The sequence below is a fragment of the Nonomuraea composti genome, from assembly GCF_012034275.1.
Classification (GTDB): domain Bacteria; phylum Actinomycetota; class Actinomycetes; order Streptosporangiales; family Streptosporangiaceae; genus Nonomuraea; species Nonomuraea composti.
The window spans coordinates 186,465-212,283 of record NZ_JAATEP010000013.1 but is presented as its reverse complement, the minus strand read 5'-3'; the positions used below and the strand labels follow the sequence as shown (position 1 = coordinate 212,283).

General features: G+C 72.1%; 28 protein-coding genes and 1 pseudogene. 12 read left to right on the top strand and 17 right to left on the bottom strand.

The window, feature by feature from the left end; translation table 11 throughout:
* Positions 1 to 43 precede the first annotated feature (43 nt).
* On the bottom strand, positions 44 to 3,040 hold the full coding sequence (locus HCN51_RS20525; protein WP_168011133.1) for an MGH1-like glycoside hydrolase domain-containing protein: 2,997 nt from the start codon (positions 3,038 to 3,040) through the stop codon (positions 44 to 46).
* Between the two features lie 174 nt (positions 3,041 to 3,214).
* Here HCN51_RS20525 and HCN51_RS20520 point away from each other — a divergent pair, with 174 nt between their 5' ends.
* Positions 3,215 to 4,144 carry a TIGR03619 family F420-dependent LLM class oxidoreductase gene (locus HCN51_RS20520; protein WP_168011132.1) on the top strand — a complete coding sequence of 310 codons (930 nt, stop codon included), beginning with the start codon at positions 3,215 to 3,217 and terminating at the stop codon, positions 4,142 to 4,144.
* A 45-nt stretch (positions 4,145 to 4,189) separates the two neighbouring features.
* Here the strand turns inward: HCN51_RS20520 and HCN51_RS20515 are convergent, their stop codons facing one another.
* Positions 4,190 to 4,561 (bottom strand): winged helix-turn-helix transcriptional regulator, encoded by a 372-nt coding sequence (locus HCN51_RS20515; protein ID WP_206067302.1) that lies wholly within the window; start codon positions 4,559 to 4,561, stop codon positions 4,190 to 4,192.
* A gap of 50 nt (positions 4,562 to 4,611) precedes the next feature.
* Positions 4,612 to 4,827: a hypothetical protein gene (locus tag HCN51_RS62325; protein WP_168010973.1), complete on the bottom strand. Its 216-nt coding sequence runs from the start codon at positions 4,825 to 4,827 to the stop codon at positions 4,612 to 4,614.
* A gap of 29 nt (positions 4,828 to 4,856) precedes the next feature.
* Here HCN51_RS62325 and HCN51_RS62320 point away from each other — a divergent pair.
* A pseudogene (locus tag HCN51_RS62320) lies at positions 4,857 to 5,123 on the top strand (nitroreductase family protein); the annotation flags it as partial.
* Between the two features lie 2 nt (positions 5,124 to 5,125).
* Here HCN51_RS62320 and HCN51_RS20500 read toward each other — a convergent pair.
* A complete protein-coding gene (locus tag HCN51_RS20500; protein ID WP_168011130.1) occupies positions 5,126 to 5,266 on the bottom strand; it encodes a hypothetical protein in 141 nt (46 codons plus the stop codon).
* Positions 5,267 to 5,346: 80 nt separating this feature from the next.
* Here HCN51_RS20500 and HCN51_RS20495 point away from each other — a divergent pair, with 80 nt between their 5' ends.
* The 4 genes from HCN51_RS20495 to HCN51_RS20480 all read left to right on the top strand — a co-directional run bounded on the left by HCN51_RS20495 (position 5,347) and on the right by HCN51_RS20480 (position 8,856).
* Positions 5,347 to 6,327 carry a CPBP family intramembrane glutamic endopeptidase gene (locus HCN51_RS20495; protein ID WP_168011129.1) on the top strand — a complete coding sequence of 327 codons (981 nt, stop codon included), beginning with the start codon at positions 5,347 to 5,349 and terminating at the stop codon, positions 6,325 to 6,327.
* 5 nt (positions 6,328 to 6,332) lie between these two features.
* Complete coding sequence (locus HCN51_RS20490) at positions 6,333 to 7,586, top strand: sensor histidine kinase (RefSeq protein ID WP_168011128.1); 1,254 nt, start codon at positions 6,333 to 6,335, stop codon at positions 7,584 to 7,586.
* Complete coding sequence (locus tag HCN51_RS20485) at positions 7,583 to 8,188, top strand: response regulator transcription factor (protein WP_168011127.1); 606 nt, start codon at positions 7,583 to 7,585, stop codon at positions 8,186 to 8,188. The genes HCN51_RS20490 and HCN51_RS20485 overlap by 4 nt, the downstream gene beginning before the upstream one ends.
* Positions 8,189 to 8,397: 209 nt before the next feature.
* Positions 8,398 to 8,856 carry a hypothetical protein gene (locus HCN51_RS20480; protein ID WP_168011126.1) on the top strand — a complete coding sequence of 153 codons (459 nt, stop codon included), beginning with the start codon at positions 8,398 to 8,400 and terminating at the stop codon, positions 8,854 to 8,856.
* A gap of 108 nt (positions 8,857 to 8,964) precedes the next feature.
* Here HCN51_RS20480 and HCN51_RS20475 read toward each other — a convergent pair whose 3' ends face one another.
* Positions 8,965 to 10,428 carry an alginate lyase family protein gene (locus tag HCN51_RS20475; protein WP_206067299.1) on the bottom strand — a complete coding sequence of 488 codons (1,464 nt, stop codon included), beginning with the start codon at positions 10,426 to 10,428 and terminating at the stop codon, positions 8,965 to 8,967.
* Positions 10,429 to 10,586: 158 nt separating this feature from the next.
* Here HCN51_RS20475 and HCN51_RS20470 point away from each other — a divergent pair, with 158 nt between their 5' ends.
* Both HCN51_RS20470 and HCN51_RS20465 read left to right on the top strand, forming a co-directional pair.
* Positions 10,587 to 11,684, top strand: a complete 1,098-nt coding sequence (locus HCN51_RS20470; RefSeq protein WP_168011124.1) for a tetratricopeptide repeat protein — start codon at positions 10,587 to 10,589, stop codon at positions 11,682 to 11,684.
* Positions 11,654 to 11,836 (top strand): hypothetical protein, encoded by a 183-nt coding sequence (locus HCN51_RS20465; RefSeq protein ID WP_168011123.1) that lies wholly within the window; start codon positions 11,654 to 11,656, stop codon positions 11,834 to 11,836. Before HCN51_RS20470 ends, HCN51_RS20465 begins: the two co-directional genes overlap by 31 nt.
* A gap of 34 nt (positions 11,837 to 11,870) precedes the next feature.
* Here HCN51_RS20465 and HCN51_RS20460 read toward each other — a convergent pair whose 3' ends face one another.
* Positions 11,871 to 12,335 (bottom strand): aminoacyl-tRNA deacylase, encoded by a 465-nt coding sequence (locus tag HCN51_RS20460; RefSeq protein ID WP_168011122.1) that lies wholly within the window; start codon positions 12,333 to 12,335, stop codon positions 11,871 to 11,873.
* A gap of 96 nt (positions 12,336 to 12,431) precedes the next feature.
* Between HCN51_RS20460 and HCN51_RS20455 the strand changes: the two genes are divergently transcribed.
* The 3 genes from HCN51_RS20455 (at position 12,432) to HCN51_RS20450 (ending at position 14,554) form a co-directional block, all read left to right on the top strand.
* On the top strand, positions 12,432 to 12,899 hold the full coding sequence (locus HCN51_RS20455; RefSeq protein WP_240973034.1) for an Lrp/AsnC family transcriptional regulator: 468 nt from the start codon (positions 12,432 to 12,434) through the stop codon (positions 12,897 to 12,899).
* Positions 12,900 to 13,006: 107 nt separating this feature from the next.
* The gene (locus HCN51_RS61415; RefSeq protein ID WP_277350044.1) at positions 13,007 to 13,138 is read left to right on the top strand and encodes a hypothetical protein; all 132 of its coding nucleotides are present in this window, start codon (positions 13,007 to 13,009) and stop codon (positions 13,136 to 13,138) included.
* Positions 13,139 to 13,327: 189 nt separating this feature from the next.
* On the top strand, positions 13,328 to 14,554 hold the full coding sequence (locus tag HCN51_RS20450; RefSeq protein WP_168011121.1) for a cation:proton antiporter: 1,227 nt from the start codon (positions 13,328 to 13,330) through the stop codon (positions 14,552 to 14,554).
* A 45-nt stretch (positions 14,555 to 14,599) separates the two neighbouring features.
* Here the strand turns inward: HCN51_RS20450 and HCN51_RS20445 are convergent, their stop codons facing one another.
* Positions 14,600 to 15,775, bottom strand: a complete 1,176-nt coding sequence (locus HCN51_RS20445) for an FAD-dependent monooxygenase (RefSeq protein WP_168011120.1) — start codon at positions 15,773 to 15,775, stop codon at positions 14,600 to 14,602.
* A complete protein-coding gene (locus tag HCN51_RS20440; protein WP_206067290.1) occupies positions 15,772 to 16,179 on the bottom strand; it encodes a GbsR/MarR family transcriptional regulator in 408 nt (135 codons plus the stop codon). Before HCN51_RS20440 ends, HCN51_RS20445 begins: the two co-directional genes overlap by 4 nt.
* Before the next feature lie 164 nt (positions 16,180 to 16,343).
* Here HCN51_RS20440 and HCN51_RS20435 point away from each other — a divergent pair, with 164 nt between their 5' ends.
* Positions 16,344 to 17,021 (top strand): DUF998 domain-containing protein, encoded by a 678-nt coding sequence (locus tag HCN51_RS20435; RefSeq protein ID WP_168011118.1) that lies wholly within the window; start codon positions 16,344 to 16,346, stop codon positions 17,019 to 17,021.
* Between the two features lie 16 nt (positions 17,022 to 17,037).
* Here the strand turns inward: HCN51_RS20435 and HCN51_RS20430 are convergent, their stop codons facing one another.
* The 9 genes from HCN51_RS20430 to HCN51_RS20390 all read right to left on the bottom strand — a co-directional run bounded on the left by HCN51_RS20430 (position 17,038) and on the right by HCN51_RS20390 (position 25,752).
* On the bottom strand, positions 17,038 to 17,175 hold the full coding sequence (locus HCN51_RS20430) for a hypothetical protein (protein ID WP_168011117.1): 138 nt from the start codon (positions 17,173 to 17,175) through the stop codon (positions 17,038 to 17,040).
* A gap of 649 nt (positions 17,176 to 17,824) precedes the next feature.
* Positions 17,825 to 18,439: a TetR/AcrR family transcriptional regulator gene (locus HCN51_RS20425; RefSeq protein ID WP_168011116.1), complete on the bottom strand. Its 615-nt coding sequence runs from the start codon at positions 18,437 to 18,439 to the stop codon at positions 17,825 to 17,827.
* Positions 18,436 to 19,884 (bottom strand): FAD-dependent monooxygenase, encoded by a 1,449-nt coding sequence (locus HCN51_RS20420; RefSeq protein ID WP_168011115.1) that lies wholly within the window; start codon positions 19,882 to 19,884, stop codon positions 18,436 to 18,438. Before HCN51_RS20420 ends, HCN51_RS20425 begins: the two co-directional genes overlap by 4 nt.
* A gap of 254 nt (positions 19,885 to 20,138) precedes the next feature.
* Entirely contained in the window at positions 20,139 to 21,428 is a 1,290-nt protein-coding gene (locus HCN51_RS20415; protein WP_168011114.1) for a sodium:proton antiporter, read from the bottom strand.
* Positions 21,425 to 21,868, bottom strand: coding sequence for a CBS domain-containing protein (locus HCN51_RS20410; protein ID WP_168011113.1), 444 nt, complete (start codon positions 21,866 to 21,868; stop codon positions 21,425 to 21,427). Before HCN51_RS20410 ends, HCN51_RS20415 begins: the two co-directional genes overlap by 4 nt.
* Before the next feature lie 102 nt (positions 21,869 to 21,970).
* The gene (locus HCN51_RS20405) at positions 21,971 to 22,237 is read right to left on the bottom strand and encodes a hypothetical protein (RefSeq protein WP_168011112.1); all 267 of its coding nucleotides are present in this window, start codon (positions 22,235 to 22,237) and stop codon (positions 21,971 to 21,973) included.
* Between the two features lie 269 nt (positions 22,238 to 22,506).
* Positions 22,507 to 24,084 (bottom strand): right-handed parallel beta-helix repeat-containing protein, encoded by a 1,578-nt coding sequence (locus tag HCN51_RS20400; protein ID WP_168011111.1) that lies wholly within the window; start codon positions 24,082 to 24,084, stop codon positions 22,507 to 22,509.
* Between the two features lie 247 nt (positions 24,085 to 24,331).
* Entirely contained in the window at positions 24,332 to 25,153 is an 822-nt protein-coding gene (locus HCN51_RS20395) for a phytanoyl-CoA dioxygenase family protein (protein ID WP_168011110.1), read from the bottom strand.
* Positions 25,150 to 25,752 carry a TetR family transcriptional regulator gene (locus HCN51_RS20390; protein ID WP_168011109.1) on the bottom strand — a complete coding sequence of 201 codons (603 nt, stop codon included), beginning with the start codon at positions 25,750 to 25,752 and terminating at the stop codon, positions 25,150 to 25,152. The genes HCN51_RS20395 and HCN51_RS20390 overlap by 4 nt, the downstream gene beginning before the upstream one ends.
* Between the last annotated feature and the right edge of the window lie 67 nt (positions 25,753 to 25,819).

Here is a 25,819-nt window from a genome sequence, read left to right as displayed (position 1 = left end):
CCACCCGCGCCTCGACAGAGGAGCGAGCTCAGGGGCGAGGCGGCTACGCGGCCCGGCCCTCCAGGCCCGCGATCGCGATCGTGCCGGAGCTGCCGCGCAGGCCGAAGCCGTACCGGTAGCCCTCGCGGGCCTGCGGGGTGGCCAGCGTGCCGCCGATGCCGGCCGTGCGCAGCCGCCGCCATTGCCCGCCGGTCAGGGCGAAGGAGGTGATGGTGTCGCCGGACAGCACCAGCGCGAACCGGTCACCCGGCTGGAGGTTCAGCGCCGCGTCGCCGGGCGTGTCGAGGAAACGGCCGCCGGCCCGCACGTTGATGCCGGACTGCTTGCGGGTGTGGTTGTACCAGGCGGTCACGTAGTTGTCGCGGTCCTTGACCCAGCCGACGAACACGCTGTCCTCCGGGCCGCCGGTCCCGGCGAACGTTGCGGCCGTCACGATGCTCACGGCGTCGGCCGACGACGGCCCGGACGGGCCCGCCACCAGGCCGAAGAACGGTTGCGCGGCGCTGCCCGCGAACCGGCCGCCGCCGGCCGCGATCGCCGGTTCCGCCTCGCCGTCGAAGGGCTGGTGCACGGTGTAGCCCGCCGAGGTGTCGGCGGTGAAGGCGTCCCGCGCCTCGACGTTCGCGTAGGCGGCCGGGTCGAGCGCCACCTCGACGTGCGCGTACGTGCTCGCCGCCCGCGCCGACCGGTCGTACGTGGCGAAGGCCCGCACCGGGTACAGGCCGGGGCGCGGCGACGCCCCCGGCGGCGGCGTGACCCGCCAGCGCGCCTCGAACGCGCCGCCGGGCCGCACCACCGGCGTCCCGGTGGGCCCGAGCGGCTCGGCCGCCCAGCCCGGCGGCACGGCCAGCGCCACCTTGAGCCCGGTGGCGGGTTTGCCGCCGTCGCGGGCGAACGTGGCCGTCACCGTGTGCCCGGTGACGGACGCGTCCAGCCGGGTGTCGCCCGCGGCGGGCGACCACGCCTGCAGTTCGGTGACGCCGACGTACGCGCCCGGCGGATTGCCGAACACCAGCCGGATCCGGGTCGTGGTCAGCGGCGGGAAGGTGATCCGGTTCAGCGCCGCACGGGGCTCGCGCGGCGTGCGTGCCTGGCCCGGCACCTCCCGCCAGGCCGCGCCGTCCCAGAACTCCAGCCGGTACGAGGCCGGCGCCCGCACCCCGCCCCCGTCGTCGTAGGCGTGGAAGCGCACGTCGCTCACCTGGGTCGGCACGCCGAAGTCCACGCCGAGATGGTCCTCCGGGTTCGGGGAGCGGTAGTTGGTCCACCGGCTGTGCGGGACGTCGTCGTAGAAGATCCGCCCGTCCACCGCGTCCCACACGTCGTCGATGCCGTTGGTGTACGACGCGAACGGCTTGGGGTAGCCGGCGCCGTACGGGTTGGCGGCGTCGTTGCCGGGACGCGAAGAGCGGCCGGGCGTGACGGCGGCCGGCACGCGGGCCGTCAGCTCGCCCAGCGCGGGCCGCGTGGCGACGGGCCGGCCGTCCACGTGGACGCGCAGCCCCTTGCCCTGGCCGTACCTGGTGCCGTCGCGGTCCCACAGCACCGTGACGTTGTGCCCGTGGTAGGGCACGTTCTCCAGCGCGAAGTACTCCCACCCGGCCGGGACCAGCGGGTTCACCACGACCGTGCCGTCCGGCTGCGGGCGGAGCCCGATCAGGCCGCTGATCACCAGGTCGTTGAAGGTGGAGTGGTTGTAGTGCTCGCTGTGCCCCCGGCCGTCGTAGATCCAGCGCGGCTCGTCGGGGTGGTGCGCCTCGGCCACGTACGGCCGGCCGTCCTTGTACTGGGTGAGCGCGTAGCCGCGCAGGACCTGGTAGTAGTCGGCGGCGGTGACCACGTCCTGGTCACGGTCGTTGAGCAGGTTCGCCAGGGCGGTGAGCGTGGTCGAGGTCGAGTACGGCCAGCTCGGGCCGTTCCAGCGGCAGCAGCCGCTCAGCGCGTCCCGCATGAAGAACGGGCTGCGCCGCTCGGCGGTGGTGGGCCCGTACGGCGCGGCGAACCCCTGCGGGTCCAGCAGCTGCTTCCACGCCTGCTCGGTGCCCGGCCCGGCCATCCCGAACGCCCACGGCACGAACCCGATCTGCTCCCTCGTGGACACCAGCCGCTGCCGCGGATCCAGGTCGGCGCGGGCCTTGTGGTAGAAGAACCGCCGCTCCGGGTCCCACAGGTGGCGGTGCAGCGCGTCCTTCAGCGAGGCGGCGCGTCGCTCGAACCTCCTGGCCAGAGCCCCGTCGCCGCGCATCCGCGCGATGGCGGCGATGGCTCTGGCGTCGCCGTACTGGTAGGCGTTGAGCGTGGGCCGGTAGCCGGCGCCGCCGTGGTAGGGGTTGGCCGGGTCGCTCTCGTAGGAGGAGGCGGTGTACTCCATCGCGTCCCACACGGGCACCGACCAGTACAGGCCGAGCTTCTCGTCGTACTGGCCGCCCCACTTGTCGTACTGGCGGACCAGGTCGGGCAGGAGGTCCTCGACGAAGGACGCGTCGCCGGTGACCAGGTAACGCTGGTAGGCGGCGTCGGCCGCCCACCAGGAGTACTCGTGGGCCCAGTCGTCGGTGTCCTTGTTGACGTACTCCTCCCGCGGCTTGGCGCTCGCGCCGGGGCCCCGCAGCCAGTAGGTGAGGTAGTCGTCCACCGGGCGGGTGTCGCGCAGCCAGCGGCCCTCGTACACGTGGTGGCCCGCCGCGGCGACGATGCCGCCGAGCGGCGCGGCGTAGCCGGGGGCGTTGTGGAACTCGGTGATGATGTGACCGGTCGCGGAGTCGGTGTAGCGGATGTGCCGCTTGTAGGTGCTCCATCGGTAGTAGTAGACGTCCTGGATCTCCTGGTCGGGCACCTCCAGGAAGGGGATGTTCGCCTCGTACCACTCCGGCTCGGCGTACCCGGACAGCAGCGCCCGGTGGTCGAGGACGGCGGTGCCCCGGCCGACCTCCGGGTAGACGGGTGGCGGCGCGGATGCGGCACTCGCCGGGGCGGGGGTCAGGGCGGGCTGCGCGAACAGCACCACGAGCATCGCGAACGCCGCAGCCGTGCGTCTCATGGTCACCTCAAACGTTCTCGGGGGGTGACGGCGGACCGGTAAAGACCGAACTCGACCGATGTTGACCACTATTGACCAGCCTCGAACGAAAGGCAAGATCCAGGAGTGCTACTGCTCGGCCAGGACACTCCCGTTTCCCTATCGAACTATGAAAAATGAAGTAGTGTACGAGGCATGGAACTAGGGATCGCGCTGCCCACGTCCGGCCCGCTGGCCGGACCGGCCAACATCGCCCGCGTCGCCCGGGAGGCGGAACGGCTCGGGTACGACTCGGTGTGGACCTACGAGCGGCTGCTGCGGCCCACCGCTCCCGTTTCGATCGCCGGCGGCGAGCCGCAGCCCGTGCCGGAGACGTACCGGGTCGTCTACGAGCCGCTGGAGACGCTGAGCTACGTGGCCGCGATCACCGAGCGCGTCAAGCTCGGCACCAGCGTCATCGACGCCCTGCTGCACCCGGCCGCCGTCCTGGCCAAGCGCTTCGCCACCCTCGACCAGTTCAGCGGCGGCCGCGCCGTCGCGGGGGTCGGCCAGGGGTGGATGCCCCAGGAGTTCGCCGCGGCCGGCGTGCCGATGAGCAGGATCGGGCCCGGCATGGACGAGGTGGTCGCCGCCATGCGGGCCTGCTGGGGCCCTGACCCCGTCGCCTATGACGGGAAGTTCACCCACGTCGCCGAGTCGGAGATCAACCCCAAGCCGGTCCAGGCCCACCTGCCGGTCCTGCTCGGGGCCATGACTCCCGGTGGCGTACGCCGTGCCGCGCGCATCGCCGACGGGCTCAATCCCGTGGCGCTCTCCCGTGACGCGCTCCTGGAGCTGACCAAGACCTTCCGCGCGGCCGTCGAGGAGTTCGGCCGCGACCCCGCCTCGGTCACCGTGGTGGCCAGGGCCAACGTGCCCCTCACCGCCGAGGCCCTGGGCGACGACCGGCCGTTCCTCGGCGGCTCACCCCGGCAGATCGCCGACGATCTGGCGGGCCTGGAGGGCACCGGGGTGGACCACGTGCTCTTCTCCACCTCGGGCCGCGGCCAGGACGACGGCCGCGACCCCGGGATCGAGGAGACGATCGCCCTCTACGCCGAGCTCATCGACCTCGCCCGCCGCTGATCCACCTGGCCGACCGGCTCCGCCGGGGGAGGGGCCCTGCGGCGGTCAGGGGGCGCAGTGGCCGCCGAGGTCGTTGCGATCGGCCCAGTCGCGCAGCTCCTGGAAGGCTCCGCGCAGATCCTCGCCGACAGCGGTGAGCTGGTAGAGGACCGCGGTCGCCGGGCCGTCGGCGAGGCGGCGCTCCACGAGCCCGGCCGCCATCAGCTCGCGCAGGCGGTCGGCGAGGATGCCGTCGGTGATCCCGGAGATCATCCTGGACAGCTCGCCGAACCGCGCGGGCCGCTGCATCAGGGCCACGATGATCATGCCGTTCCAGCGTTTGCCGAGCACCTTGAACACGTCCACGAACCGCACGTCGCACGAGTCGACGCGCGCGTCCGCGCTCGGGGCGAGGCTCCCGGAGACGTGTTCGGCCATGCGCATCAGCTTACCTCCCGGCGCTCCGCCCCTCGTTCTTCCGAAGCCCGCTAGGGGATGGCGAGCCGGTGACCTGGAGCTCCGTTCCCCGCCCACACCGCGGGGGTCCGGCCCGGCCACGGGATTGCTTGTTCGAGCTGCCCGGCGAGGCGGAAGAGCAGGTCCTCACGGCCGTAACCGGCGGCGAACTGCATCCCGATCGGCAGGCCCGTCTCCTGCCGGGCGCTGGCCAGGACGAACTCTTCCCAGCCCACCCCGAGGTCCACCTCGGCCTCCACCACCTGGTGGCCGAGGGATTCGAGCAGCCGCGCGGTGCGGGAGACGGGCGGAGTCCGGCGGCCGGCTCTACGGCGCGCTCGGCATCGGTCCTGACGACCACGCGGCGCGGGCCGCCTACGACGCCGAGAGTCTGCGCTTCTACGGGGCGCCGCACGTCGCGTTCCTGTTCGTCACCTGCGACGGCGGGCCCAGGCTGGCCGCGGACGTCGGCGCGTACATGCGGACGCTGCTGCTGGCGATGACCGCCTACGGCGTGGACAGCTGCCCTCAGGGGCTGCTGAGCTTCTACGCCGGCACCGTCCGCGCCGAACTCGGCATCACCACGGGAAAACGGGCTGAAGCGGCGATCAGCCAGGTGGTGGACGGCAGGACGCGCCGCGCTTCGAGCCGGCCGCGCGAGGCCATCCGGCTCATGACATCTGTCATGCATTCTCCCGTGCGCACGGGAGGGAAAGTCGTGACAGGTGGCACTGCCCGGCGAGCACGCGTTCCCCGAGGGTGGAGGCATGCATCCCACCGCAGAACGTTCCCGGCGCCCCGTCCCCCCGGACGTGCCGTACCACCTCGTGCTCGCCGGCGAGAAGCGCCGTGTCGGCCGCGGCATCCTCGCGATCGTGCTGCTGTACGCCGGCCTGTTCGGCAGCGGTCTCGCCTTCGCCTGGCTCGGCGATGAGGTCGACCGTCGGCTCGGTCGGGCCGGTGACGTCACGGCCGGCACCGGGCTGACGCCGGTCGGGATGGCCGTCACCTTGGCGTCCGTCGCGCTGATGATCCCGTGGAGCATGCTCATCCAGCGCGGGCTGTACGGCGTCCGGGGCAGCTCGCTCCACTCCGTGGCCTCGGTGTTCCGTCTCGCGGTATTCGGCCGGGCGGTCCTGTTCCTCGTCCCCGTCTGGGCGGTCTACCTGGCGGTCTTCTACACCGTCCTGGTGCCGTACCAGCCGGGTGAGTGGGCGGCCGGCGACGTGTTGTTCCTGTTCGCGGCCACGATCGTGCTCGCGCCGCTGCAGAGCGCGGGCGAGGAGTACGGGTTCCGCGGGTTGCTGTTCCGGGTCGCCGCGAGCTGGAGTCGTGGGCCGCGCACCGCGCTGACGCTCGGCGTCGTCGTCTCCGCCGTCCTATTCGCCGTGCCCCACCTCGCCACCGATGTCTGGTTGAACGTCTACTACCTCGGGCTCGGCTTGTCGTTCGCGCTCATCACGTGGCGCACGGGCGGCATCGAGACGTCGTCCGTCCTGCACGCGGCCAACAACGTCCTCGTGATCCTGCTGGTCCTGGCCTTGTGGGCCGATCTGAGCACCGGGGCGGGGATGGACCGCTCGGCCGGCGCCGGGTCCGCCGTCCTCCTGGTCCCGTGCGCGCTGCTGGCCGCGATCACCGCGGTGATCTGGTACCGCACCCGGCGCCGCGGCCCGTCGCTCACCCCGCCGGACGCGGCCGCGAGCGGGCCGTCCACGCCCGCGGCCCGGGTGCTGACGGCAGAATGAGGCGCATGGGCGATCGGTCGACGGTCAGCGAACGCCGGTACGAGACGTACGTCCGCTGGACCGTGTACATCACGGCGGTGGCACCGATCATCTCCCTCGCCGGCGGGGTGCTCGCCACCCGCGGGGCCGTCATGGCGGAAGGTCTCCCGCGGCTCACCGTCGCCTCCGTGCTGACGACGACCCTCGCCGCCGGGAGCGTCCTGGTCAGCCGGTGGGGCCTCAGCGTCCTCGCCGGGCGTCCCTCGCGGCTGCCCGCCGGCGTCGTCGTCGCCTGGTTGCTCGCCCTCGCGGGGCTCGTCGTGGTGGCCCTCGCCGTTCCCACAGGGGAGACGAGGCTGACGGCGGTGGCGGCCGTCGGGTCGGTCACCGCGAGCCTGGTGCCGGTGCTCGACGTGCGGCGCACGCTGTACCTCAACGCGGCGATCCTCGCCGCGGCCGCCCCGCTCGCCGCCTTCGGCGACCTCCGGCTCCTCCTGCGCGACGCGACGCTGGTCAGCGTGTACCTGTGGAGCTGCTGGTTCGGCACGTGGACGCTGCGGGTGCTGCACGAGCTGCGGCAGGCGCACGAGGACCGGGCCGCCCTCACGCTCGCGAACGAGCGCCTGCGCATCTCGCGCGACGTCCACGACGTGTTCGGCCGCACGCTCACCGCGATCGCGGTCAAGAGCGAGCTGGCCTCCGAGCTCGTCCGCCGCGGGAACGCGGCGCGCGCCGCCGCTGAGCTCGACGACGTCCGCAAGCTCGCCCAGGAGGCGGAGACCGTGGTCCGGCGCGTCGTGCGCGGCGAGGCCCGGGTGACCTGGGACGGTGAGGTGGCCGGCGCCCGCTCCCTGCTGGGCTCCGCGGGCATCCGCTGCACCGTGAGCGGTGATCCTGTTCCGGAGGACTGCGCGGAGGGGCTGGCGTGGGTGGTGCGCGAGGGCATGACGAACGTGCTGCGCCACTCGGCCGCCACGCGCGTCACGCTCGCCACGGCGAACCGGGACGGTCAGGTGCGGCTCACGATCGCCAACGACGGCGCGGGCCGCGTCCGGCCGGTCCCGGCGCGCGGCACCGCGCCGGACGGACCCGGCATGACGAACAGCGGCGGTGGCATCGCGACGGACGGACCTGGCGCGGTGAACCGCGGCGGCGGCACCGGGCTGCGTGCGATGTCCGAGCGGATCAGGGAGCTCGGAGGCCACATCGCGACGCGACGCGACGGAGACTGGTTCCTGCTCGACGCCACCGTTCCCCTCCCGGAGAGAGACCCCGCATGATCCGCATCCTCGTCGCCGACGACGAGAACCTCGTCCGTGACGCCATCGCCGGGCTGCTCGACCTCCAGGACGACTTCGAGGTCGTCGGGCAGGCCTCGTCCGGCGGGGAGGCGATCGCCGCGGCACTCCGGCTGCGGCCCGACGTGGCGCTGCTCGACCTGCAGATGCCCGAGCCCGACGGCATCGAGGTGGCGCGCCGGCTCGCGAGCGAGCTGCCCGAGTGCCGCTGCGTCGTCGTGACCTCCTACGGCCGCCCCGGCTACTTAAAGGCCGCCCTCGCCGCGGGCGTGCGCGGCTTTCTGCCCAAGACGGTGTCCTCCGCCGGCCTGGCGGAGGTCGTACGGAAGGTCGCCGGCGGCGGCCGGCACGTCGACCCGGAGCTCGCGGCCGAGGCGATCGGTGCCGGCGACTCCCCGCTCACCCCGCGCGAGACCGACGTGCTCGCCCTCGCGCGCGATGGCGCGCCCGTCGACGAGATAGCGCGGCGCGTCTCGCTGTCCCGGGGGACGGTGCGGAACTACTTGGCGGCCGCCATCGCCAAGCTCGGCGGCACGAACCGGCACGAGGCCGCGCGCATCGCCGCGGAGCACGGCTGGATCTGAGCGGTCCAGCCGCACTCCGAGGGGGCGTGACCGACGGAGTGGCCGCGAACCCGCCGGGCGCGTGGACCGCGTGGCAGGCCCGCGACCTCGACCCCACGCCATGCTGTGGACATACCACTGCCATACCGCCGGTCTTTAGCATTTTTCGCGGCGCTCCGATCACAGGTGGAGCGCCGGGAAATTCCCGTTACCGACAAGGACAGAATCTCATGCGAAAGCTCCGCCCCGCCAAAATGCTCGCCACCGTTGTCGGGATCTCTGCCGCCTTCTCCGTACTGACCCCGGCCACCACCGCCGGGGCCTCCAGCACCACTTCATCCAGCGTCTCTTCGGCCGGCTGCAAGGACAAGTGGAGCAAGCTGAACACCAAGGACGGCTTCGTCAGTTATGTTTTGCAGCTCTGCAGCAATGGCTACGGCGAGGCCCGCGGCAGCGTGACCGACACCAAGAATGACAGCTGGACGGCCGTGGTCGAGGTCTCCTTCAAGAAGAGCAACGGCGACGAGATTTACGGCGGGTACAAGGAAGCCGGCCGGAACAAGGGCCAGAAGAGCTTCAAATGGTCCACGACCCGCACCAACCTCGACCGGATCACGATCAGGGCCAAGCGCTGCCTGCCGAACACGATCGTGTGCAACAACACCAAGACCTACACGCTCTACCCCTGATCTGAGGCGGTTCCGGCGGTGCGCAATGCGCGTGCCTGGCTGGATGGAGACCACGCGGCCCCCGGCTCGCGTGGTCTCCATCCCCGCCGGAACCTCCTGGAAAGCCGGTCAGAAGTACGGTTTCCAGCCGGTGCTGACGGCGGTGGCCTCCGTGAGCTGGTTGCCGCCCTTGCCGTTCCAGATGGTCAGCGCCCCGGTCTCCGCGTGCACGGCGCCGATGTCGGGCAGCCTGTCGCCGTTGAAGTCGCCGCCGATGGGGCGGCTGAAGGCCTTCCAGCCTCCGCCGATCGGGTCGGCGGCTGCGAACTCGTTGTGGCCCTTGCCGTTCCAGATGGTCAGCGTCCCGGTGGCGGCGGAGAAGAGGTCGCCCACACCGTCGGCGTCGAAGTCCGGTGTGCCGGACATGCCCGTCCCGGCGTAGTGGGGGTTCTGCGCGTGGGTGAGGGTCTCCCAAGCCAGGAAGTGCGACATCCCGACCGGGCGCTTCTGCTCGACCCACTGCTTCGCGTACGGGAAGTCGTCGTAGCCGAGACGCTCGTGCAGCGCGTTGAAGCCGACTTCGAAGTGCGCCCCGAGGTCGCGGGTGACGTTGCCGCCGCACAGCCAGGACGGCACCGTGCCGCCCAGTTGGAGGCGGGCGTGCAGGTCCATCGCCCGGCGCAGCCGGTGCTTGGCCGTGGCGTACAGGTCCACGCCCTGGAGGGCGGCCGTCTCCGCGACGTGGGAGATCGCGGCGATGCCCCAGCCGGTGTGCCAGAAGTCCCGGCAGGTCTCCTGGGTCAGGCCGTCCGTGAACGTGCTCTGCCCGTGCCAGTAGTCGATGATCTCGGCTTTGGTGTCGTACGTGCTCTTCGGCGGCGCCTTGGGCAGCGAGCCGTCCGTCGTGAGGTAGATGTAGGCGGGGAGCCTGCCGCGCCAGGTCGCGATCGCGCGGTCGAAGGAGGCCCGGTCGTCCAGGTGCACGGCGATGCCGATGGCGGCATCCGTCATGATCAGCTCCCAGTTGCCGTTCTTGTTCGGCGCACCGGCGATCACGGTCGGCAGGTACACGGTGCGGAGCTTGCCGGCGAACCGGCTCGCCCGGTCCCAGCCGGAGTAGGTGTGCTTGATGAGCTCGGCGGCGCGGGAGAAGTTGGCGGCCGCCCAGCCGGTCTGGAGCGGCGCGTTGCTCCCGGTGTGACCGGTGATCACGGCAGACCACGCGTCCATGATCTGGATCGCCTTGACGGCGTGGCGGGAGTCCTTGGTCAGATACCACTGCAGGGCGTGCGTGTAGGCGGCGAGGGAGTCGTTGCGCTCGTCGGAGCAGCCCTCGTCGGGGTTCGACGACGGGCCGCAGTTCACGACGGCGCGGGGCCTGGCCGGGTAGGACAGCGCCGCGTGGGCACTGCCGCGCAGGGAGCTCCAGGCCGATTTCCACGGCTCGTTGCCGAGGTTGGCCCTGACGAAGTCGAGCTGGGCGCGGCTGACCAGGACGCCGGGATGCGTGAACACGGCCGCCTGCGCGGGCTGTGGCACGGATAAGGCGGCGGCCACGAGAGCGGCGACGGCGAGAGGGCGGGCGAAGCGCACGGGTTTCCTTCCGGAGTGAGGGGGAGGACGCCCATTCCGCCAGTCGCCCGTGCGGCTGTCAACGCCGGCGGGCCGCGAACGCGGCCCCGGCATACCGGCCGCATACCCGGGGGCCGAAATCGCGGCAATCTGCCGGGGAAGGAGCCTGCGAGCGAGGGATGTTGCCGAAGGAATCCGCTGGGTCGCTGGAATTCCGGACCTTCGCCGACGACAGGAGCGCTCGCGCGAGCCTGGAGATCAGGCTGCTCGGCCCGCTGGAAGTGGAGTCCGACGGCAAGGCGGTCAAGATCCTGGACAGCGCCGCCATACCGCCGGGAAGCGAGGAGGCCGCCGCCCGCTACCGCTCGCTCACCGCCGCGAGCGACCTGCTCGTCATCCTCGACAACGCCCGTGACGTACGCCAGGTCCGCCCGCTGCTCCCGGCCGGGCGGGGATGCCGGGTGCTGATCACCAGCCGGGATCCGCTGACCACCCTGAACAACGCCCGGCACCTGCACCTCGGCAGGCTCGACGACACCAACGCGGCCACGCTGCTCGCCCGGCTCGTGGGAGCCGGCCGCGTGGACGCCGAACCGCGGGCGGTGGAGGAGATCGTCCGGCTCTGCGGTGGTTTCCCGCTCGCCCTGCGCATCGCGGTCAGCCACCAGCAACTGCGCGAGGAGGCGGCAGGACAGGACGCGGCGCACCTGCTCCGCCTGCTCGGCCTGCTGGAGCTGCCCGTGTACACGCCCGTCGCCACGGCCGCGCTGGCCGGCTGGGCCGAGCACCGGCGCCTCCAGGAGGCCGTCGCGTGCCTGGAGAGCGGCATGGACTGCTGGGAACGCGCCGGACTGCCCGACCGGAAGGCGGGCATGCTCAACGAGCTCGGCGTCGTCCACACCCAGATGGGGCGTTACGACGACGCGCTCGCCGCGCTGGAGCGCGCCCTCGCCATCATCCGGCGGACGGGGCGCGTCGACCACGAATCGTACGTCCGCAACGACCGGGCGCAGGTCTACCTCCGCCAAGGACGAGGCGCGGAGGCCGTGGACGAGGCGCGGCTCGCCATGGCGATGTTGACACAGCAGGAGCGACGCAGCAGGAGCCGAGCGCCGGCGACCTGGACACCGCCCACGACACTCTCGCCGACTCCTTACGGGCCAAGGGCCTGCTCCAGGAGGCGGTCGACGAGTACGAGCAGGGGATCGCACTCCAGCAGGAGGCCGGCTGCACCATGGGCGTCGCCGTGTCCCACTGGTGGCTCGGCCACACCCTGAACGATCTGGGCCGGCACGAGGAGGGCAGGCAGTTCTGGCGGGTGTCGTTACGGCTCCTGCGCGAGGCCCGGCTCCTCATCCCCGGGGAGGAGGCCCGGTACCTCGCACAACCGGTCCCGGACACGCCGGAGGCGATCGGGAACCAGCTGTGAGCAGCATGCCGATGGCCTGGACGCCGAACGAGCATCAGTAGTCCTTGGGCTGCTCCAGCTCGTACAGGTCTTTGGGAGAAAGGCGCACGGAAACACTCAGGTCGCCCGCGTTGAAGTAGATCTCGTCCTCGGCGAGCAGGTCGGTGTCGAACAGCAGGGGACAGCCGTAGAGCCCTCCCAAAGGTGCCAGCTCGCCGAACGTGCAGCCCGTGTGCGTCTCCAGCTGCTCTTTCGTGGCCAGCTTCACCTCCCGCGCGTCCAGGAGTTTCGCGGCGCGTTGCGGATCGGCCCGCTTCTGCGCCTGGATGACCAGCACGGCGAAGCTCTTTTCGCCGTCGCGCTTCACCCGCAGGAAGATCGACTTCGCTTGCTGCTCGTACCTGGTGCCGACGACCTCGTGATACTCCTCGGCTGAGGCGGCCGGCTTGTGCCGGATCACGCTGTGCGCGATGCCGTTCCGGCTCAGGTAGCGCACGATCCGGTCGTGTGCATCATCCATAGGGTCCTCCATTCGCGGTCAGTGGGATGGTAGTCGCGGATGAGCGGGCAATGGCGCCGACTTTTGCGCGACATGCCGTGTGGAATGGTAAGAGTGATGCGCATGGACAGCCTTGATGGGAAAATCCTTGCAGAGCTGCAGCGTGACGGGCGGCTGACCGTGACCGAGCTGGCCGCGCGGGTGCGGCTGAGCGTGTCGTCCTGCCATCGGCGCCTGCGCGAGCTGGAACGAACGGGGGCCATCCGGGGCTACCGCGCCGTCGTCGACCCGAGTGCGTGCGGGCTGGCCTTCGAAGCTCTGGTGTTCGTCTCGATCACGTTGCAGAACCGCGGCACGGTCTTCGAATTCGAGCAGGCCGTAGCCGCCTTGCCGCAGGTGCACCAGGCGCAGCGCCTCTTCGGCGACCCTGACTACCTGCTGCGGGTACGCACCGCCGATCTGCCGTCCTTCCAGCGGTTCTGGGACGAGCATCTGGCCGCCCTGCCGGGCATCCATCGGGTGTCCTCGACCATCGTCATGAAAGAATTCGTCAGCGAACGGCCGATCCTGCACCAGCCGGGCTGATGTCATCCGCCCGGCGGCCTTGGTCCAGCACGACGGGTGGAACCGGAACGAACGCGAGCATCGGCACCGCGAGGAACCACCGACCGCGGGAGAGGCCGCCCACGACGATGAGCATCAGGTCGACCGAGGCCCTGGCGCGGCGGAGCGCCACGGCGAAGGGCTCGGGCGACGCGGGCGGTCTGCTGGCGCTGATCCTGCCGCTGCTGCCGGCCGGCTGGGTTGGCACCGGCGTCATGTAGGCGGCATGACTGATCTGCCCGAAGGCGCCGCCGTGGTCCGGCAGCGGGCGGCCGTCAAGAACGCGTCTGTCGTCGTGACAGCGCCCCTGTTAAGGTGGGCGCGGTGCGCCGGGAAGTCTGGTCGGCAAGATCGTGCAATCAGTTCCGACCGGAAGGCCGTTCCATGACGACCCCCATGTGGCGCCCCTGATGGGTGTGCTGCTGACCGCGTTCGCGTGCGTGCTCCTGCTGGCCGTCCTGCTGTCCGGCCTGGCCCACCGCACCATCCTGTCCACCGCCGCGCTGTTCCTGGTGGCCGGGTTCGTGCTGGGCGACGGCGTGCTCGGCGTCGTCTCGCTCAAGCCCGGCGACGACCTGGTGGCCACGCTGGCCGAGCTGGCGCTGTTCACGGTGTTGTTCACCGACGGGATGCGGGTCGGCTGGGCCGAGCTGCGCAGCGCCTGGCGGCTGCCCGGCCGGGCGCTCGGCTGGGGCCTGCCGCTGACCTTGGTCATCACCGCCGTCGGGGCGCACTACCTGCTCGGGCTGGGCTGGATCGAGTCGCTGCTGGTCGGCGCGATCCTGGCGCCCACCGATCCGGTGTTCGCCGCCGCGCTGGTCGGCAACGAGAAGGTGCCGCCCCGGCTGCGGCAGCTGCTCAACGTCGAATCGGGCGTCAACGATGGGCTGGCGCTGCCGTTCGTCATCCTCTTCCTCGCGGTCGCGGCCGGATCGGACGACCTGCACCTGGGCGAGCTGGGCCTGGAGCTCGGCCTCGGCGTCGTCATCGGGGTGGCCGTCCCGTGGTTGGCGATCAAGCTGGAGCAGACCCGCTGGTTCGCCGCCTCCACCCCGTACGAGCCGCTCAACGCGCTGGCCATCGGCCTGCTCGTGCTGGCCGTGGGCAAGGCCACGCACGGCAACCTGTTCCTGGCCGCCTTCTCCGCCGGGATCACCGTGGCCACGTTCGGGCCGCGGCAGCGCGAGTCGTTCGAGCACTTCGGCGAGCTGATCGCCGAGGTGTTCAAGCTGGCGGCGCTGCTGGTGTTCGGCGCGCTCATCACCCCGGCGCTGCTCGGCTCGGTCGGCTGGCAGGGGTGGCTGTTCGCGGTGCTCGCGCTGATCGTGGCCCGGCCGGTGGCGATCTGGGTGTCGTTCCTGCGCTCGGGGCTGGGCGTGCGCGAGCAGGCGGCGGTGGCCTGGTTCGGGCCCAAGGGGTTCGCCTCCGTCGTCTACGGGCTGCTCGTGCTGGGCTCCGGGATCGCCGCCGCCGTGCCGGTCTTCCAGCTCGTCGCCGTGACCATCGTGCTGTCGATCCTGCTGCACTCCTCCACCGACATCGTGGTGGCCCGCTGGTTCGACGACGAGCGCGAGGTCCCCGTCTGGTACGGCACCGTCACCCGCAAGATCCGCCGCCGGGAACGCCCCTTCCAGTGACTTTCTCGCCTGAGGGTAGACCTTCGCACGTGAGTGCCCTTCGCCTCAGGAGTGTGCGGTCGGCTCCGGCAGGCGTGGTGGCCGCCACCGCCAGGTGGCGTTGCCGTCGGCGGCGATGCCCTTGCGCCACAGCGGCGCGGGCATGAGCCGGATCATGGTGACCAGGGCCCGGTGCGCCGCCGCGGACGTGGTGCGGCGCCCGTCCGCGCGGGCGCCGCGCGCGGTGGCCTGGGTACGGGGACGGCGCTCGGCGTCGTAGCGGGTCAGCGCCGCCTCGACGCCGGATTCGGCGTGCAGGGCGGCGGCCAGCACGACCGCGTCCTCAAGGGACTGCCCGGCGCCCTGGCCGCGGTCGGGGCTCATCGCGTGGGCGGCGTCGCCGAGCAGCGCCACCCGGCCGCGGACGTAGGTGGGCAACGGGTCCAGGTCGCGGATGTCGATGTGGAGCACGGCCTCGTCCGGGGTGGCGGCGATCAGGTCGGGGATCGGCTGGTGCCAGCCGGCCAGGCGAGCGGCCACCTCCGCCTTCTCCTGCTCGTAGCGCAGGTCCGGCCGGTCGGCGGTGGTGACGAAGGCCCAGTAGACGCGGCCGCGGCTGATCGGGTGGATGAGGAAGTAGGCGCCGGGCCCCATCGTGATGCTGCCGGACAGCTCGCCGGAGTCGCTGGGGATCCCGCTGGTGTCCGCGACGCCGAGCCAGGCGGTACGGCCCAGGAAGCGGGGCGGTGGTGCGTCCGGCCACACCGCGCGGCGTACGGTGCTGCGGATGCCGTCCGCGCCGATCACCACGTCCGCGCTCAGCTCGCCGCCGTCCCAGACGACCGTCACGCCGCCGTCGCCCTGGCGCAGGCCGGTGACCTTGGTGCCGGTGCGGACCCAGCCGCCGGGCACCGCCTCCAGCAGCAGCCCATGCAGGTCGGCGCGGTGGAAGGCGAGCAGCGGGGTCGCCTCGCCCCGGCGGGCACGCTGCAGGTGACGGCCGTCGGGCAGGCGCAGGTTGCCGGCCGAGTAGGAGGGCACGCCCGTGGCGCGCGCCTGCGCGCCGACACCGAGCTCGTCCAGCGCCCGCAGCGCGTTCGGCGCCTGCGACATGCCGGCACCGATCTCACCCAGCTCCGGGGCGCGTTCCAGCACGGTGGCCCGCCAGCCGATCCGCCGCAGGGCGACCGCCGTGGCCAGCCCGCCGATGCCGCCGCCGACCACGATCGCGTGCCCGGTCATGCGTCCTGCCCCGGAAGTGGCGCGTTCTGGAACACCTTGGCCATCCATTCGAAGGTGGTGTGCGCCTGGCGGATGCGTTCGGCCCGGTCGTCGTCCGGGCCGACCAGGTCCAGGCCGTCGCGGGTGATGTCGAGGAACGAGGTCAGGCCGGCGATCTGCTTGCGCACCACGACCGCCCAGGCGTCCTCGGCCATGCGGTAGTAGACGGTGCGCTCGCCCGGCCGGGTGCGCCAGGTCAAAAACCCCATGCCGGTCAGCAGCCGCAGGTTGGAGGTGAGGGAGGCGCGGCTGGCGCTGATCGCGTCGCTGATCTGCCCGGCCGACTGCTCCGGCGGGTCGCACACCATCAGCCAGCCCAGCACCCGCCCGGCGATCGGCGGCACCCCGTCACGCGCCAGATACATGGCGACTCGTTCGACCCAATCCAGCAATGGATCCTGCTCGTTCACACCCACCCCTGTTGCAGTAGTTTCAGTACAAGCTAAACTTACTGTATCAAGTCAGAGGTGAGCCGGGAAGTCTGGTCGGCCCGCGTCGCTGGTCGCCGCGGAGAAGAGGAGAACTTCCCATGCCCTCTCGTGCTCTTCGGGCGCTGCTCGGCAGCGGCATCGCCGCCGGAGTGCTGGTGCCGGTGCTGCTGTGGGCCGACGGCGCCACCCGGCCCGGCTACAGCCTGTGGCACCACGGCGCCAGCCAGCTCGGCACCGGCGAGCGCGCCTGGCTGCAGACGATCAACTTCGTGCTCGGCGGGCTGCTCCTGGCCGCCTTCGCCCTCGGGGTGCGGCGCGTGCTGCGGCCGGGGCGCGGCGCCACGTGGGGGCCGATCCTGCTCGCCGCCACCGCGGCGGGCCTGGTGGTGGCCGGGCTGGTGCCCACCGACCCGGCGCTCGGCTACCCGCCCGGGCAGGCGAACATCGTCACCGCGAGCGGCCGCATCCACCAGGTGGCCGGCTTCCTGCTCTTCGCCGGGCTCAGCGGCGCCGCGTTCGCCCTGGCCGGACGGCTCGGCGAGACGAACCGCCGATGGAGAGCCCGCTCCCGGCTGGCCGGCGCCCTGGTCATCGTCCTCGCCTTCGCCGCCGGCATCGCCTACCGCCTCGACACGCTCGGGATCTGGCAGCCGGCCCCAGGGGGCCTGCTCGAACACCTCTCCCTGCTGACCGGCTTCGGCTGGATCGTCGCCGTCGGCACGTACCTGCTGCGCCGCCACGTGGCGTACACCACCGCGGCCGGCAGGACCGGCTGACGCGGTCGGGCCACGACTACCCTGCGGTGACGCCCGAGACGGCCCTGAGGAAGGCAAGTATCCCGGAGGCAGCCAGGTCGCGGCGCGCCTGATGACACGCCTTCTGCTGGGCGATCTCGAGAATGCGGTCGGCCAGGTGCAGGTAGTGATCCACCCTGTCACGCCGAGCTGTGCCGTCAAGTGGTGCGAATGACCCCCGAAATGCGGCGATCATCCGACCGAGTCTGCTGCGACCAACGCCGTCGTGACCAAGGTTGGGATCAGCACCGCGGAGACACTGCGCACCTGGGTCCGCCAGGCCAGATGGAGGGGAGCCAGGCCCATGGCAAGCAGGGGTTCCTCCCCTTATTTGCGTCTGAATCTCCCTAGGAAGAGTCGCATAACGATCGCGAGAGCCAAAACCGCCATGGCTAGAATCAGGAGCTCGTTCCATCCCATTCCTAGCATTGACACCTCCGGCAGCATACGCGCCCGATCCGGACGCTTCCTCGTACCAGCCTAGGCAGACCGTGCGAGCGCCCGCCGCCGGCGCAATTGAGCAGAGCAACCGATACCGAAGGCCACCACGTAGGCAAGGACACCCATCCGAAGCAGCAGCGCTCACGCTGCAACGGCTCTGTCGCAAATCCCGTCGCCAACTGCCGACCTCCGCCAGGGGATGGACCCTGAGCGCAGGACCAGCCAGTGTATGCCTGTACTACCTAACAGCATGCACGTGCGAGCGCTCATGCACGCCAGGTCGGCCCAGCGCCCCTCGCTGCTCGACAGCGGCAGGCCGGCCCGGCTGACGGCACGGGCCGCCATCAGGATGACGGTGCGGGACGGTACAGCCCGACCTGGCGGTAGACGCTCTTGAGGTAGTCGAGCATGCCGGCGGCGTCCGGCGGGTTCGGTTGCAGGACGCGCCAGGTCACCGCGCCGGCCATCATGTCGATCAGCACGTCGAGGTCGGCGTCGGCGGCCACGGTGCCGTCCTGCTGGGCGCGGCGCAGCAGGGCGGTGGCCAGCTCGCGGCGCGGCAGGACGTGGTGCCGCCAGTAGACCTCCATGAGCTGCGGATGGCTGACGGCCGCGCCCATCATCCGGGCGACCAGCGCGCGGAACGCCGGGCTCGCGGTCATCTGCGCCGCCGCCTCGATGACGCCTTCGATGATCTGCTGGGGGTCGAGTTCGGCGATGTCGGCGGGGGAGGGGACCAGGTCGGCGCTGACCGTCTGCTCGACCGCCTGGGCGATCAGGTCCTCCTTGGTGCTCCAGCGGCGGTAGACGGTGAGCTTGCCGACGCCGGCCCGTTTGGCGATCTGCTCCATGCTGGTGCCCTCGACGCCGCCTTCGATGAACAGCTCCAGCGCGGCGCGCAGGATCGCGGTGTCGGTCTCGGGGTCGCGGGGGCGTCCGCGTCCTCGGCGGTCGGTCAAGCGAGGGCTCCGTCCAGCCAGCGGGTGGGGTCGCCCGTGCAGGCCAGGTGGGCGTCCGGGCGTACGAGCATAGCGGGCAGCGCATCGGCCGGGCGCAGGTGGACGACGTGCTCGCCGAGCCGGCGGCGGGCGGTCTCGTACAGGTCGCGGTCGCCGAGGACCGCCCAGTGGCCGCGTAGTTCGGCGTGCAGCCGGGTGCGGGTGCCGTCGGGGCGTTCGCAGGCCAGGTCGGGGATGCGGTCGCCGGGCCGGGGCCGGCGGCCGCGTCCGCCGAGCGGGCCGCGCCGGTAGCTGACCCATAGCTGGGAGGTGGTGTAGGTGGCCCAGCGTTGCAGCGCTGGCAGGTTGAAGACCGGCACCATGACGCGGTCGCGCAGGAACCGGCCGGCGGGCCTGGCGGCGATGTTGACCTTGGTGGCGGCGGTGCTGCCGCGCAGGACCTGGGTGGCCAGCGGGCGCCGCTCGGCCTCGTAGGTGTCCAGCAGGTGCTCGCCTGCCCGGCCGTGCGCGAGGAGGGCGAGTTTCCAGGCGAGGTTCTCGGCGTCGCCGATGCCGGTGAGCATGCCCTGCCCGCCGAACGGGGCGTGCGCGTGCGCGGCGTCGCCGGCCAGCAGGATCCGGCCTTGGCGGTAGGTGTCGGCCAGGCGGCGGTGCACGCTGAACAGCGACGCCCAGGACGTCTCCAGCAGCCGGCCGCCTTGGCCGCCGGTGCGTTCGGGCAGGATGCGGCGCATCCGCTCGGCGATCCGCTCCTGGCTCGGCTTGTCGTCGGTGAAGGCGGGGTCGTAGGCGAGCAGCCGCCACTGCCCGCCGGGCATCGGCATGGCGCCGAGCATGCCGTCGGGGTGCACCCAGCCGCTGGTGCCGGAGCGGTCGAGGGTGGTGTCGAGGGTGGCGTCGACCAGCAGGAAACGTTCGCTGACCTTGACGCCGGGGAAGCCGATGCCGGCCAGCTTGCGGACGGTGCTGCCGGTCCCGTCGCAGCCGACCAGCCAGCGCGAGCGCACGGTACGGCCGTCGCCCAGCACGGCGGTGACGCCGCCGGCGTCCTGGTCGGCGGCCACCAGGGCGCGGCCCCATTCCGGCCGGCCGCCCAGCTCGGCCAGCCGCTCGCGCAGCCGCGCCTCGACGCGGGCCTGGGAGATGACCATCGGGGGAGCGGCGGTGTGCAGGCCGGGGTCGCCGAACCGGATGCGCATCATCGGGCGGTCGCCGGCGTAGGTGGTGATGGTCATCGCCCGCACCGACTCCTCGGGCAGGCCGGTGAGCGCGTCCAGCCGGTCGAGGACCTCCGAGCCGCGCGCGTGCACGAAGTTCGCCCGGGACGTGGTGGCCGGGCCGGGCGCCTTGTCGATCACCCGTACCGAGACGCCGTGCTGCAGGAGAGCGCATGCCAGGGCCAGGCCCACCGGTCCGGCTCCGGCGATGAGAACGTCGGCTTCCATGGCATCCTCCATATTATTTACGAAACGGTACCGTAAATAATTTAGCGCGCGGACTGCCGGAGGGTCCAGGTCCCCGCCCATCTCGCTCCTGTTGCCATAGGGCGCGTTGGGCCGGGAGGTCTGGGCGGCAGGCTCGCTCCCAGGTGATCGTCACCGGCTTCGGAGCGGCTGTCCTGCGCGGCGCCGCCCTGCTCGCCGGTCAACGATCTCACGCTCCTTCGGTGGCGAGCCGGACGCCGGTACCGGCGCCGGGGTCACAGGTAGCGCAGCCACAGGTACGGCACGCACAACGCGATCGTGACCACGGTCACCACCAGGCCGTACTTGGTGAACTGCCAGAAGCTGATCGGGGTGCCGTTGCGGGCGGCGATGCCGAGCACGACCACGTTGGCCGCCGCCCCGACGGCGGTGGCGTTGCCGCCGAGGTCGGCGCCGAAGGCCAGCGCCCACCACAGCACCTGCGCCGGCCCGTTGCCGCCGTTGGCCTGGACGAGGTCGGCCACGATGGGGCTCATGGTGGCCACGTACGGGATGTTGTCCACGATCGCCGACAGCCCGCCCGACACCCACAGCAGCAGCATCGTGGCCAGGCCGAGCTGTCCCTGGGTGACCTCGGCCGCCGCCTTCGACAGCTGCGGGATCACGCCGGTCTCCACCAGCGATCCGACCATGACGAACAATCCGGCGAAGAACACCAGCGTCGGCCACTCGACCTCGCGGATCGCCTCCTCGGCGGTGACCCGGGTCGCGGCCACCAGCACGCCGGCGCCCAGCACGGCCACCACCGACGGCTCGTAGTGCAGCACCGGGTGCAGCACGAACGCCGCCATGACCAGCGCCAGCACGGCCAGCGACTGCCACAGCAGCCGCCGGTCGGCGATGGCCTCGCGCTCGTTCAGCGCCATGACCTCCGCCGCCCGCTCCGGGTCGTAGACGAAGAACCTGCGAAACAGCAGCCGGCACAGGCCGATGAACACGATCATCAGCACGAGCACCATCGGCGCCATGTGCACGAGGAAGTCGTTGAAGCTCAGCCCGCCCCGGCTGGCGATGATGATGTTCGGCGGGTCGCCGACCAGGGTGGAAGCGCCGCCGATGTTGGACGCCATCGCCTCGGCGATCAGGTACGGCGCCGCCGGCAGCGCCAGCCGCTCGCACACCAGGAACGTCACCGGCGCGATCAGCAGCACGGTGGTCACGTTGTCCAGCAGCGCCGACGCCGACGCGGTGATCACGACCAGCAGCACCATCAGCCGGTACGGCCGCCCGCGCGCCCGCTTGGCCGCCCAGATCGCCAGGTACTCGAACACGCCGGTCTGTTTCAGCACGCCGACGATGACCATCATGCCGAGCAGCAGGAAGATGACGTTCCAGTCGATGCCGGTCTCTTCGGAGAAGAACGCGGAGCCGGCGTCGGTGGCGTGGATCAGCAGCATGATCCCGGCCCCGCCGAGCGCCGCCGCCACCCGGTGCACCTTCTCGCTGGCGATCAGCGCGTACGCGAGCAGGAAGACCGCCACCGTCACCCAGGCGAGCACCGTCACGCCGGCACCGCCCGCTCCAGCAGCGCCTGCAGCGTCACGGCGCCGATGAGCACGCCGTCGTCCACCACCGCCACCAGCGGGCTGCGCGTGCGGGCCATCAACGCCGCCACCTCCAGCAGCGTGGCGCCGGGATCGGTGAGGGGAAGCTCGCGGGGCCGTGGCGGCAGCGCGTCACGGACCGTACGGCCGGCAACCGAGCGCAGGAACCGGTCGGCGTGCTCCTCGTCCACCACCCGCGCCAGCGCCGGATCCTCCTGGCAGTAGTCCGGCACCGCCAGGCGCAGCACCTGCGTGCCGGGCAGCACGCTCAACGGTCTTCCCTGCTCGTCGACCACGATCAGGCCGGGCAGCCGCTGCCGGGCCAGCAGGCGGGCCGCCGCCGCGATGGACGTGTCCGGGGTGACCGTCGGCAGGTCGGTGATCAGGTCGCGCGCACGCATCGGGAAGCCTCGCTCGGGAACGACGACAGGAACTCGCCGACCAGACTTCCCGGCACACCTCTGACAACCTATCAAGAACCGTCCGAACCAGGCGCCTCGCGCTCACCCCCGGGCGTCCGCGATGCCGGCACTCACGCTGACGGTGACCATGGTGACCACGACGGCCGGTGCCCGATGGGTGGTCAAGGCGGCGATGGCGCCGCCGCCGAGACTGTTGCTCACGTCGGCGCTCAGCAGGATGCCGGCGACCAGGTCGCCGTAGCCTTGCCGCTGCGCCCGAGGCGTGCGGAGCAGCGCGGCCGTGACGGCCCCGAGCCAGAGCAGCGGTCCGAGGTCCAGCGGCTGGCCCAGGGCTCGCGGCACACGCATCGCGATCCCCGCCGGCGTCCACGCGGCGGGCACCTGCACCAGCACTGCGCCGGCGACGGCCTACAGCGCCCTACAGCGCCCTGCTGCGCCCAGCCCAGCGGAGACAGCCAGGCGAGGGTGTCCACGTTCGCGGCGTCGCGCCGAGCGCGCGCAGCAGGAAGGCCAGGCCGAGGGCCCCGGCACTGAGCAGACCGCCCAGTTGCGACGCGGCTGAGCCAGCGGGCGGCCCTCCGGAGTGCGGACGCCCGGTTGGCGGCGGCCGGGGACGTTCAGAAGCGGGCGCCGAGGTCGGCGCCGTTGCTGGGGCGCAGGAAGGAGGACGACGGGATCGAGCCGTCCGCGGCGCGCGGGCCGGTGAACGTGCTCGCGTCGGTGCTCGTGAACGTCCAGGTGCCGCCGAGGTCCCAGGAGTTGCCCGAGCCGGACGACGAGCCGAGCGCGGCCTGGGTCCGGTTCGCCACCGACAGGTTCCTGGTCAGGACGGAGACGGAGTCGGCGTAGTCGAAGCCGGTGCCGCCGTTGCGCCAGGCGGTGCTGCGGTCGGTCACCAGGCGGCCCGGGTTGCCGTTGTCGGTGAAGCCGTCCACCGCGTTGTCGTAGGCGATGGAGTTGCGGACGACATGGCCGACCGCCGGGTCCGGGTCGCCGCCGCCGAGCTTGAAGCCGTTGCCGTCGCCGGTGTAGTCGGGCAGGTTCCACCGGTTGAAGCCGTTGCCCCAGGCCACGGACGACTCCACGGTCACCGCTCCGAGGAACATCCAGAAGTCCAGGCCGTCGTCGGAGTTGTTCCAGAGCCGGGCGCCGCGGATCACGTTGCCGCCGCCGGAGCCCTCCTTGATCGCGACGCCGTCGGCGCTCTCGCCGTTCTTGCGCGGGTCGCGGTTGCCGTAGCTGTCCAGGTTGAGGATCAGGTTGTCGCTGGAGGCGCCCTGAAGGTGCAGCCCGGACTCGTAGTTGTCCCTGGTGATCAGGCGGTCGAAGACGCTGCCGGCGGCGTCGAGGCCGAAGATCCCGTACGGGCCGTGCACGATCTCCAGCCCGGCCAGCCGCCAGTGGTCGCCTTCGATGTGCACCGCGCCGCGCTCGGCGCGCGGGATGCTGGAGCCCACCGCGCCCGGCGTGTACGGCATGTTCTCGCCGTCGATGACCACCCGTTCCCTGTTGTACGCGGTCATGGTGATCGGCTGGCCGGGCGTGCCGTTCTTGAGGAGCTGGATGTTCGTGCTGGGCGCGTACGTGCCGCCGCGGATGAAGATCGTGTCACCGGGTTGTGCCAGGTCCACGGCGCGCTGGATGGTGCGCAGCGGGGCCGCCAGGGTGCCGGGGCCGGTGTCGTCGCCGTCGGTCGCCACGTAGAGCGCGCTCGCCTGCTGCTGGCCGCCCGCCTCGACGTCGAGGTGGTCGAGGTTCGGCAGGCCGGCGGAGCCGGTCGGGTCGAGCGTGATGGTGTTGGAGCCGGCCTTCAGCTGGACGGTCGCGGTCTTGGTGGCCCAGGCCGACCAGGCGCCGGTGCCTTCGAAGGACAGGCTCTGGACGGTGGAGCCGTTGACGATCAGGCCGGCGGGGCGCGACGTGGTCGTTCCGTTGGCGAAGCGGATCCCGAGGGTGGCGGCGCCGGCGGCGGAGGCGTTCACGGTGAACTGGACGTGGGCCCCGGTGGCGTTGTCGGCGTTGCAGAAGCCGGTGCCGGAGTAGCCGGCCCAGTTGGACTCGATGGCGCCGGTGCAGACCGCCGGCGACGCCTCGGCCTCGTACCGGGTCGGCGCGGCGGACGCGGGCGAGGGTGACAAGGCGGCGTAGCAGCCGGTCACCAGGCCGGCGCACGCGAGGACAGCGGTGAGGTGCATCGCCCAACTCCTTGGTAAGCGCTTTCCGGAACGGCGCCGAGTCAAGCACAGCACGGCCGGGCACGAGAAGGGGGACTGCGACCCGGCTGCGACCTGGCTGCAACCCGTGCGCAGGCCGCCCCGCCCGGACCGCGCCCGCCGTCGGCCCGGAGCGGATCGGCGCAGCTCGGCACCGACGCCGGCGCTGCCGCCCGGGCCGGCGCTCCGCGGGGCCGCCGCGATGAAACTTTCACCCGGGGCCGGCGGGTCAGGAGAAGAGGCGGTGCGGGTGCACGCCGTCCACCAGCCCCAGGTCCGGTGGATGGATGCTGTAGCCGAGCATGCGGCGGGCCCGGCTGCTGAGCTGCCGCGCCACGTGCCTGCCGGGGGAGAGGGCGAACGCCTCCCGGGTGCGCAGCCACGGCTCGCAGTAGTGCGCGGTGATGGTGAGACTCGTCGCCGGTTGTGGCGGGCGGGCGTGCCAGAGGGTGCCCAGCAGGATGGCGCAGGAGCCCGGCGGGGGAGCCAGGGGCACGCCCGGCGCGGCGGGATCGCCCGCGGGCCAGCGATGGCTGCCCGGCCACACGGTGAGGACGGTGCCGGCGTCGAGCGTCCAGAGGGCCGCGACGGACAGGGCGGGGCGGGGACGCGGCAGCGGGTACGGCTGGTCGTCATAACCGGGCGGACGGGCGGGGGCCCCGCGGCCCACCTCGACGACCTCCAGCTGGGACAGCAGGTAGTTGGGCAGGAGCAGCCGGTCGAGCAGGGCGAGCACGCGCGGGTGGTCGATGAGCGGGTCCGCGGCCCGGGTGTTGTGCAGGACTCCGTACACGCGGCGGACGTGACGCGACCGGAACGGGTCGCGCCCCGCGGGGCCGAGCAGCGGCGTCAGCTCGGCGCGCATCCGGCGGCGGTCGCCGGGACCGAGCACGTCGTGGAGGATGAGGTAGCCGTCCCGGTGCAGCGCGGACAGGGCACCTCCCGCCGACGCGCCTTCGGGCCGGCCGCCACCGGCCGAGGTGCGCCTTTCGCCGGTCGTGGTGGTGACGCGGTCGTCGCCGGCGGTCGTGATGTGCTCGTCGCCGGTCATGGCGCGGCGCTCGCGGGCCTGGCGCCGAGCGCGGCGGTGGTGAACTGCCAGATCTCCTCCAGGACGGCGGCCCGCTCCGGGCGGGGATCCTGGTCGAGCACCACAGCCAGGACCGATCGCATGCCGCCGACGACGGCCGCCGACATGAGCTCCGGATCCCGCCCCCGGGTGACGGCGCCCTCGGCCTGCCCCGCGGCGACGTGTTTGGCACCGAGGGCGATGACCTGCCGGGCGCAGTCGGCCTCCATGGCGGCGACCCTGGCGTCCCCGACCATGCGCCCGAGCACGACCGGGGCGAGCGGCTCGTCGTACACCCAGTCGACCCACCGGGTGAGCTGGTCCCGCCAGCGTTCGAGCCAGGTGCGGCCGGTGAAGTGGCCGAGCACGGTCTCGGAGACGAGCCGGTCGTAGAAGTCGGCGAGCAGGGCGCTCATCAGGCCGCTGCGGGTGCCGAAATAGCGGTACGGCAGGCCGACGCTGAGCCCGGCGCGGCGGGCGACGGCCGCGACCTCGATGTCGCCGGTCTCCGCGAGCTCGGCGGCGGCGGCCTGGAGGATGCGGCTCCTGGTGGCGGCGGCACGTTCGGACAAGGGCTCCACCCCACCCATGTTAGTTGAGTTCAACTCAACAATGAAGACGCCTCCGGAGCTTCAGGGCGGCCACAGC

Coding starts and splice junctions, on each gene's coding strand:
- HCN51_RS20525 (WP_168011133.1), bottom strand. CDS start 3,040: ATGAGACGCACGGCTGCGGCGTTCGCGATGCTCGTGGTGCTGTTCGCG.
- HCN51_RS20520 (WP_168011132.1), top strand. CDS start 3,215: ATGGAACTAGGGATCGCGCTGCCCACGTCCGGCCCGCTGGCCGGACCG.
- HCN51_RS20515 (WP_206067302.1), bottom strand. CDS start 4,561: ATGGCCGAACACGTCTCCGGGAGCCTCGCCCCGAGCGCGGACGCGCGC.
- HCN51_RS20500 (WP_168011130.1), bottom strand. CDS start 5,266: ATGACAGATGTCATGAGCCGGATGGCCTCGCGCGGCCGGCTCGAAGCG.
- HCN51_RS20495 (WP_168011129.1), top strand. CDS start 5,347: ATGCATCCCACCGCAGAACGTTCCCGGCGCCCCGTCCCCCCGGACGTG.
- HCN51_RS20490 (WP_168011128.1), top strand. CDS start 6,333: ATGGGCGATCGGTCGACGGTCAGCGAACGCCGGTACGAGACGTACGTC.
- HCN51_RS20485 (WP_168011127.1), top strand. CDS start 7,583: ATGATCCGCATCCTCGTCGCCGACGACGAGAACCTCGTCCGTGACGCC.
- HCN51_RS20480 (WP_168011126.1), top strand. CDS start 8,398: ATGCGAAAGCTCCGCCCCGCCAAAATGCTCGCCACCGTTGTCGGGATC.
- HCN51_RS20470 (WP_168011124.1), top strand. CDS start 10,587: ATGTTGCCGAAGGAATCCGCTGGGTCGCTGGAATTCCGGACCTTCGCC.
- HCN51_RS20460 (WP_168011122.1), bottom strand. CDS start 12,335: ATGGATGATGCACACGACCGGATCGTGCGCTACCTGAGCCGGAACGGC.
- HCN51_RS20455 (WP_240973034.1), top strand. CDS start 12,432: ATGCGCATGGACAGCCTTGATGGGAAAATCCTTGCAGAGCTGCAGCGT.
- HCN51_RS61415 (WP_277350044.1), top strand. CDS start 13,007: ATGAGCATCAGGTCGACCGAGGCCCTGGCGCGGCGGAGCGCCACGGCG.
- HCN51_RS20450 (WP_168011121.1), top strand. CDS start 13,328: ATGGGTGTGCTGCTGACCGCGTTCGCGTGCGTGCTCCTGCTGGCCGTC.
- HCN51_RS20445 (WP_168011120.1), bottom strand. CDS start 15,775: ATGACCGGGCACGCGATCGTGGTCGGCGGCGGCATCGGCGGGCTGGCC.
- HCN51_RS20440 (WP_206067290.1), bottom strand. CDS start 16,179: ATGTATCTGGCGCGTGACGGGGTGCCGCCGATCGCCGGGCGGGTGCTG.
- HCN51_RS20435 (WP_168011118.1), top strand. CDS start 16,344: ATGCCCTCTCGTGCTCTTCGGGCGCTGCTCGGCAGCGGCATCGCCGCC.
- HCN51_RS20420 (WP_168011115.1), bottom strand. CDS start 19,884: ATGGAAGCCGACGTTCTCATCGCCGGAGCCGGACCGGTGGGCCTGGCC.
- HCN51_RS20410 (WP_168011113.1), bottom strand. CDS start 21,868: ATGCGTGCGCGCGACCTGATCACCGACCTGCCGACGGTCACCCCGGAC.
- HCN51_RS20405 (WP_168011112.1), bottom strand. CDS start 22,237: ATGCGTGTGCCGCGAGCCCTGGGCCAGCCGCTGGACCTCGGACCGCTG.
- HCN51_RS20400 (WP_168011111.1), bottom strand. CDS start 24,084: ATGCACCTCACCGCTGTCCTCGCGTGCGCCGGCCTGGTGACCGGCTGC.
- HCN51_RS20395 (WP_168011110.1), bottom strand. CDS start 25,153: ATGACCGGCGACGAGCACATCACGACCGCCGGCGACGACCGCGTCACC.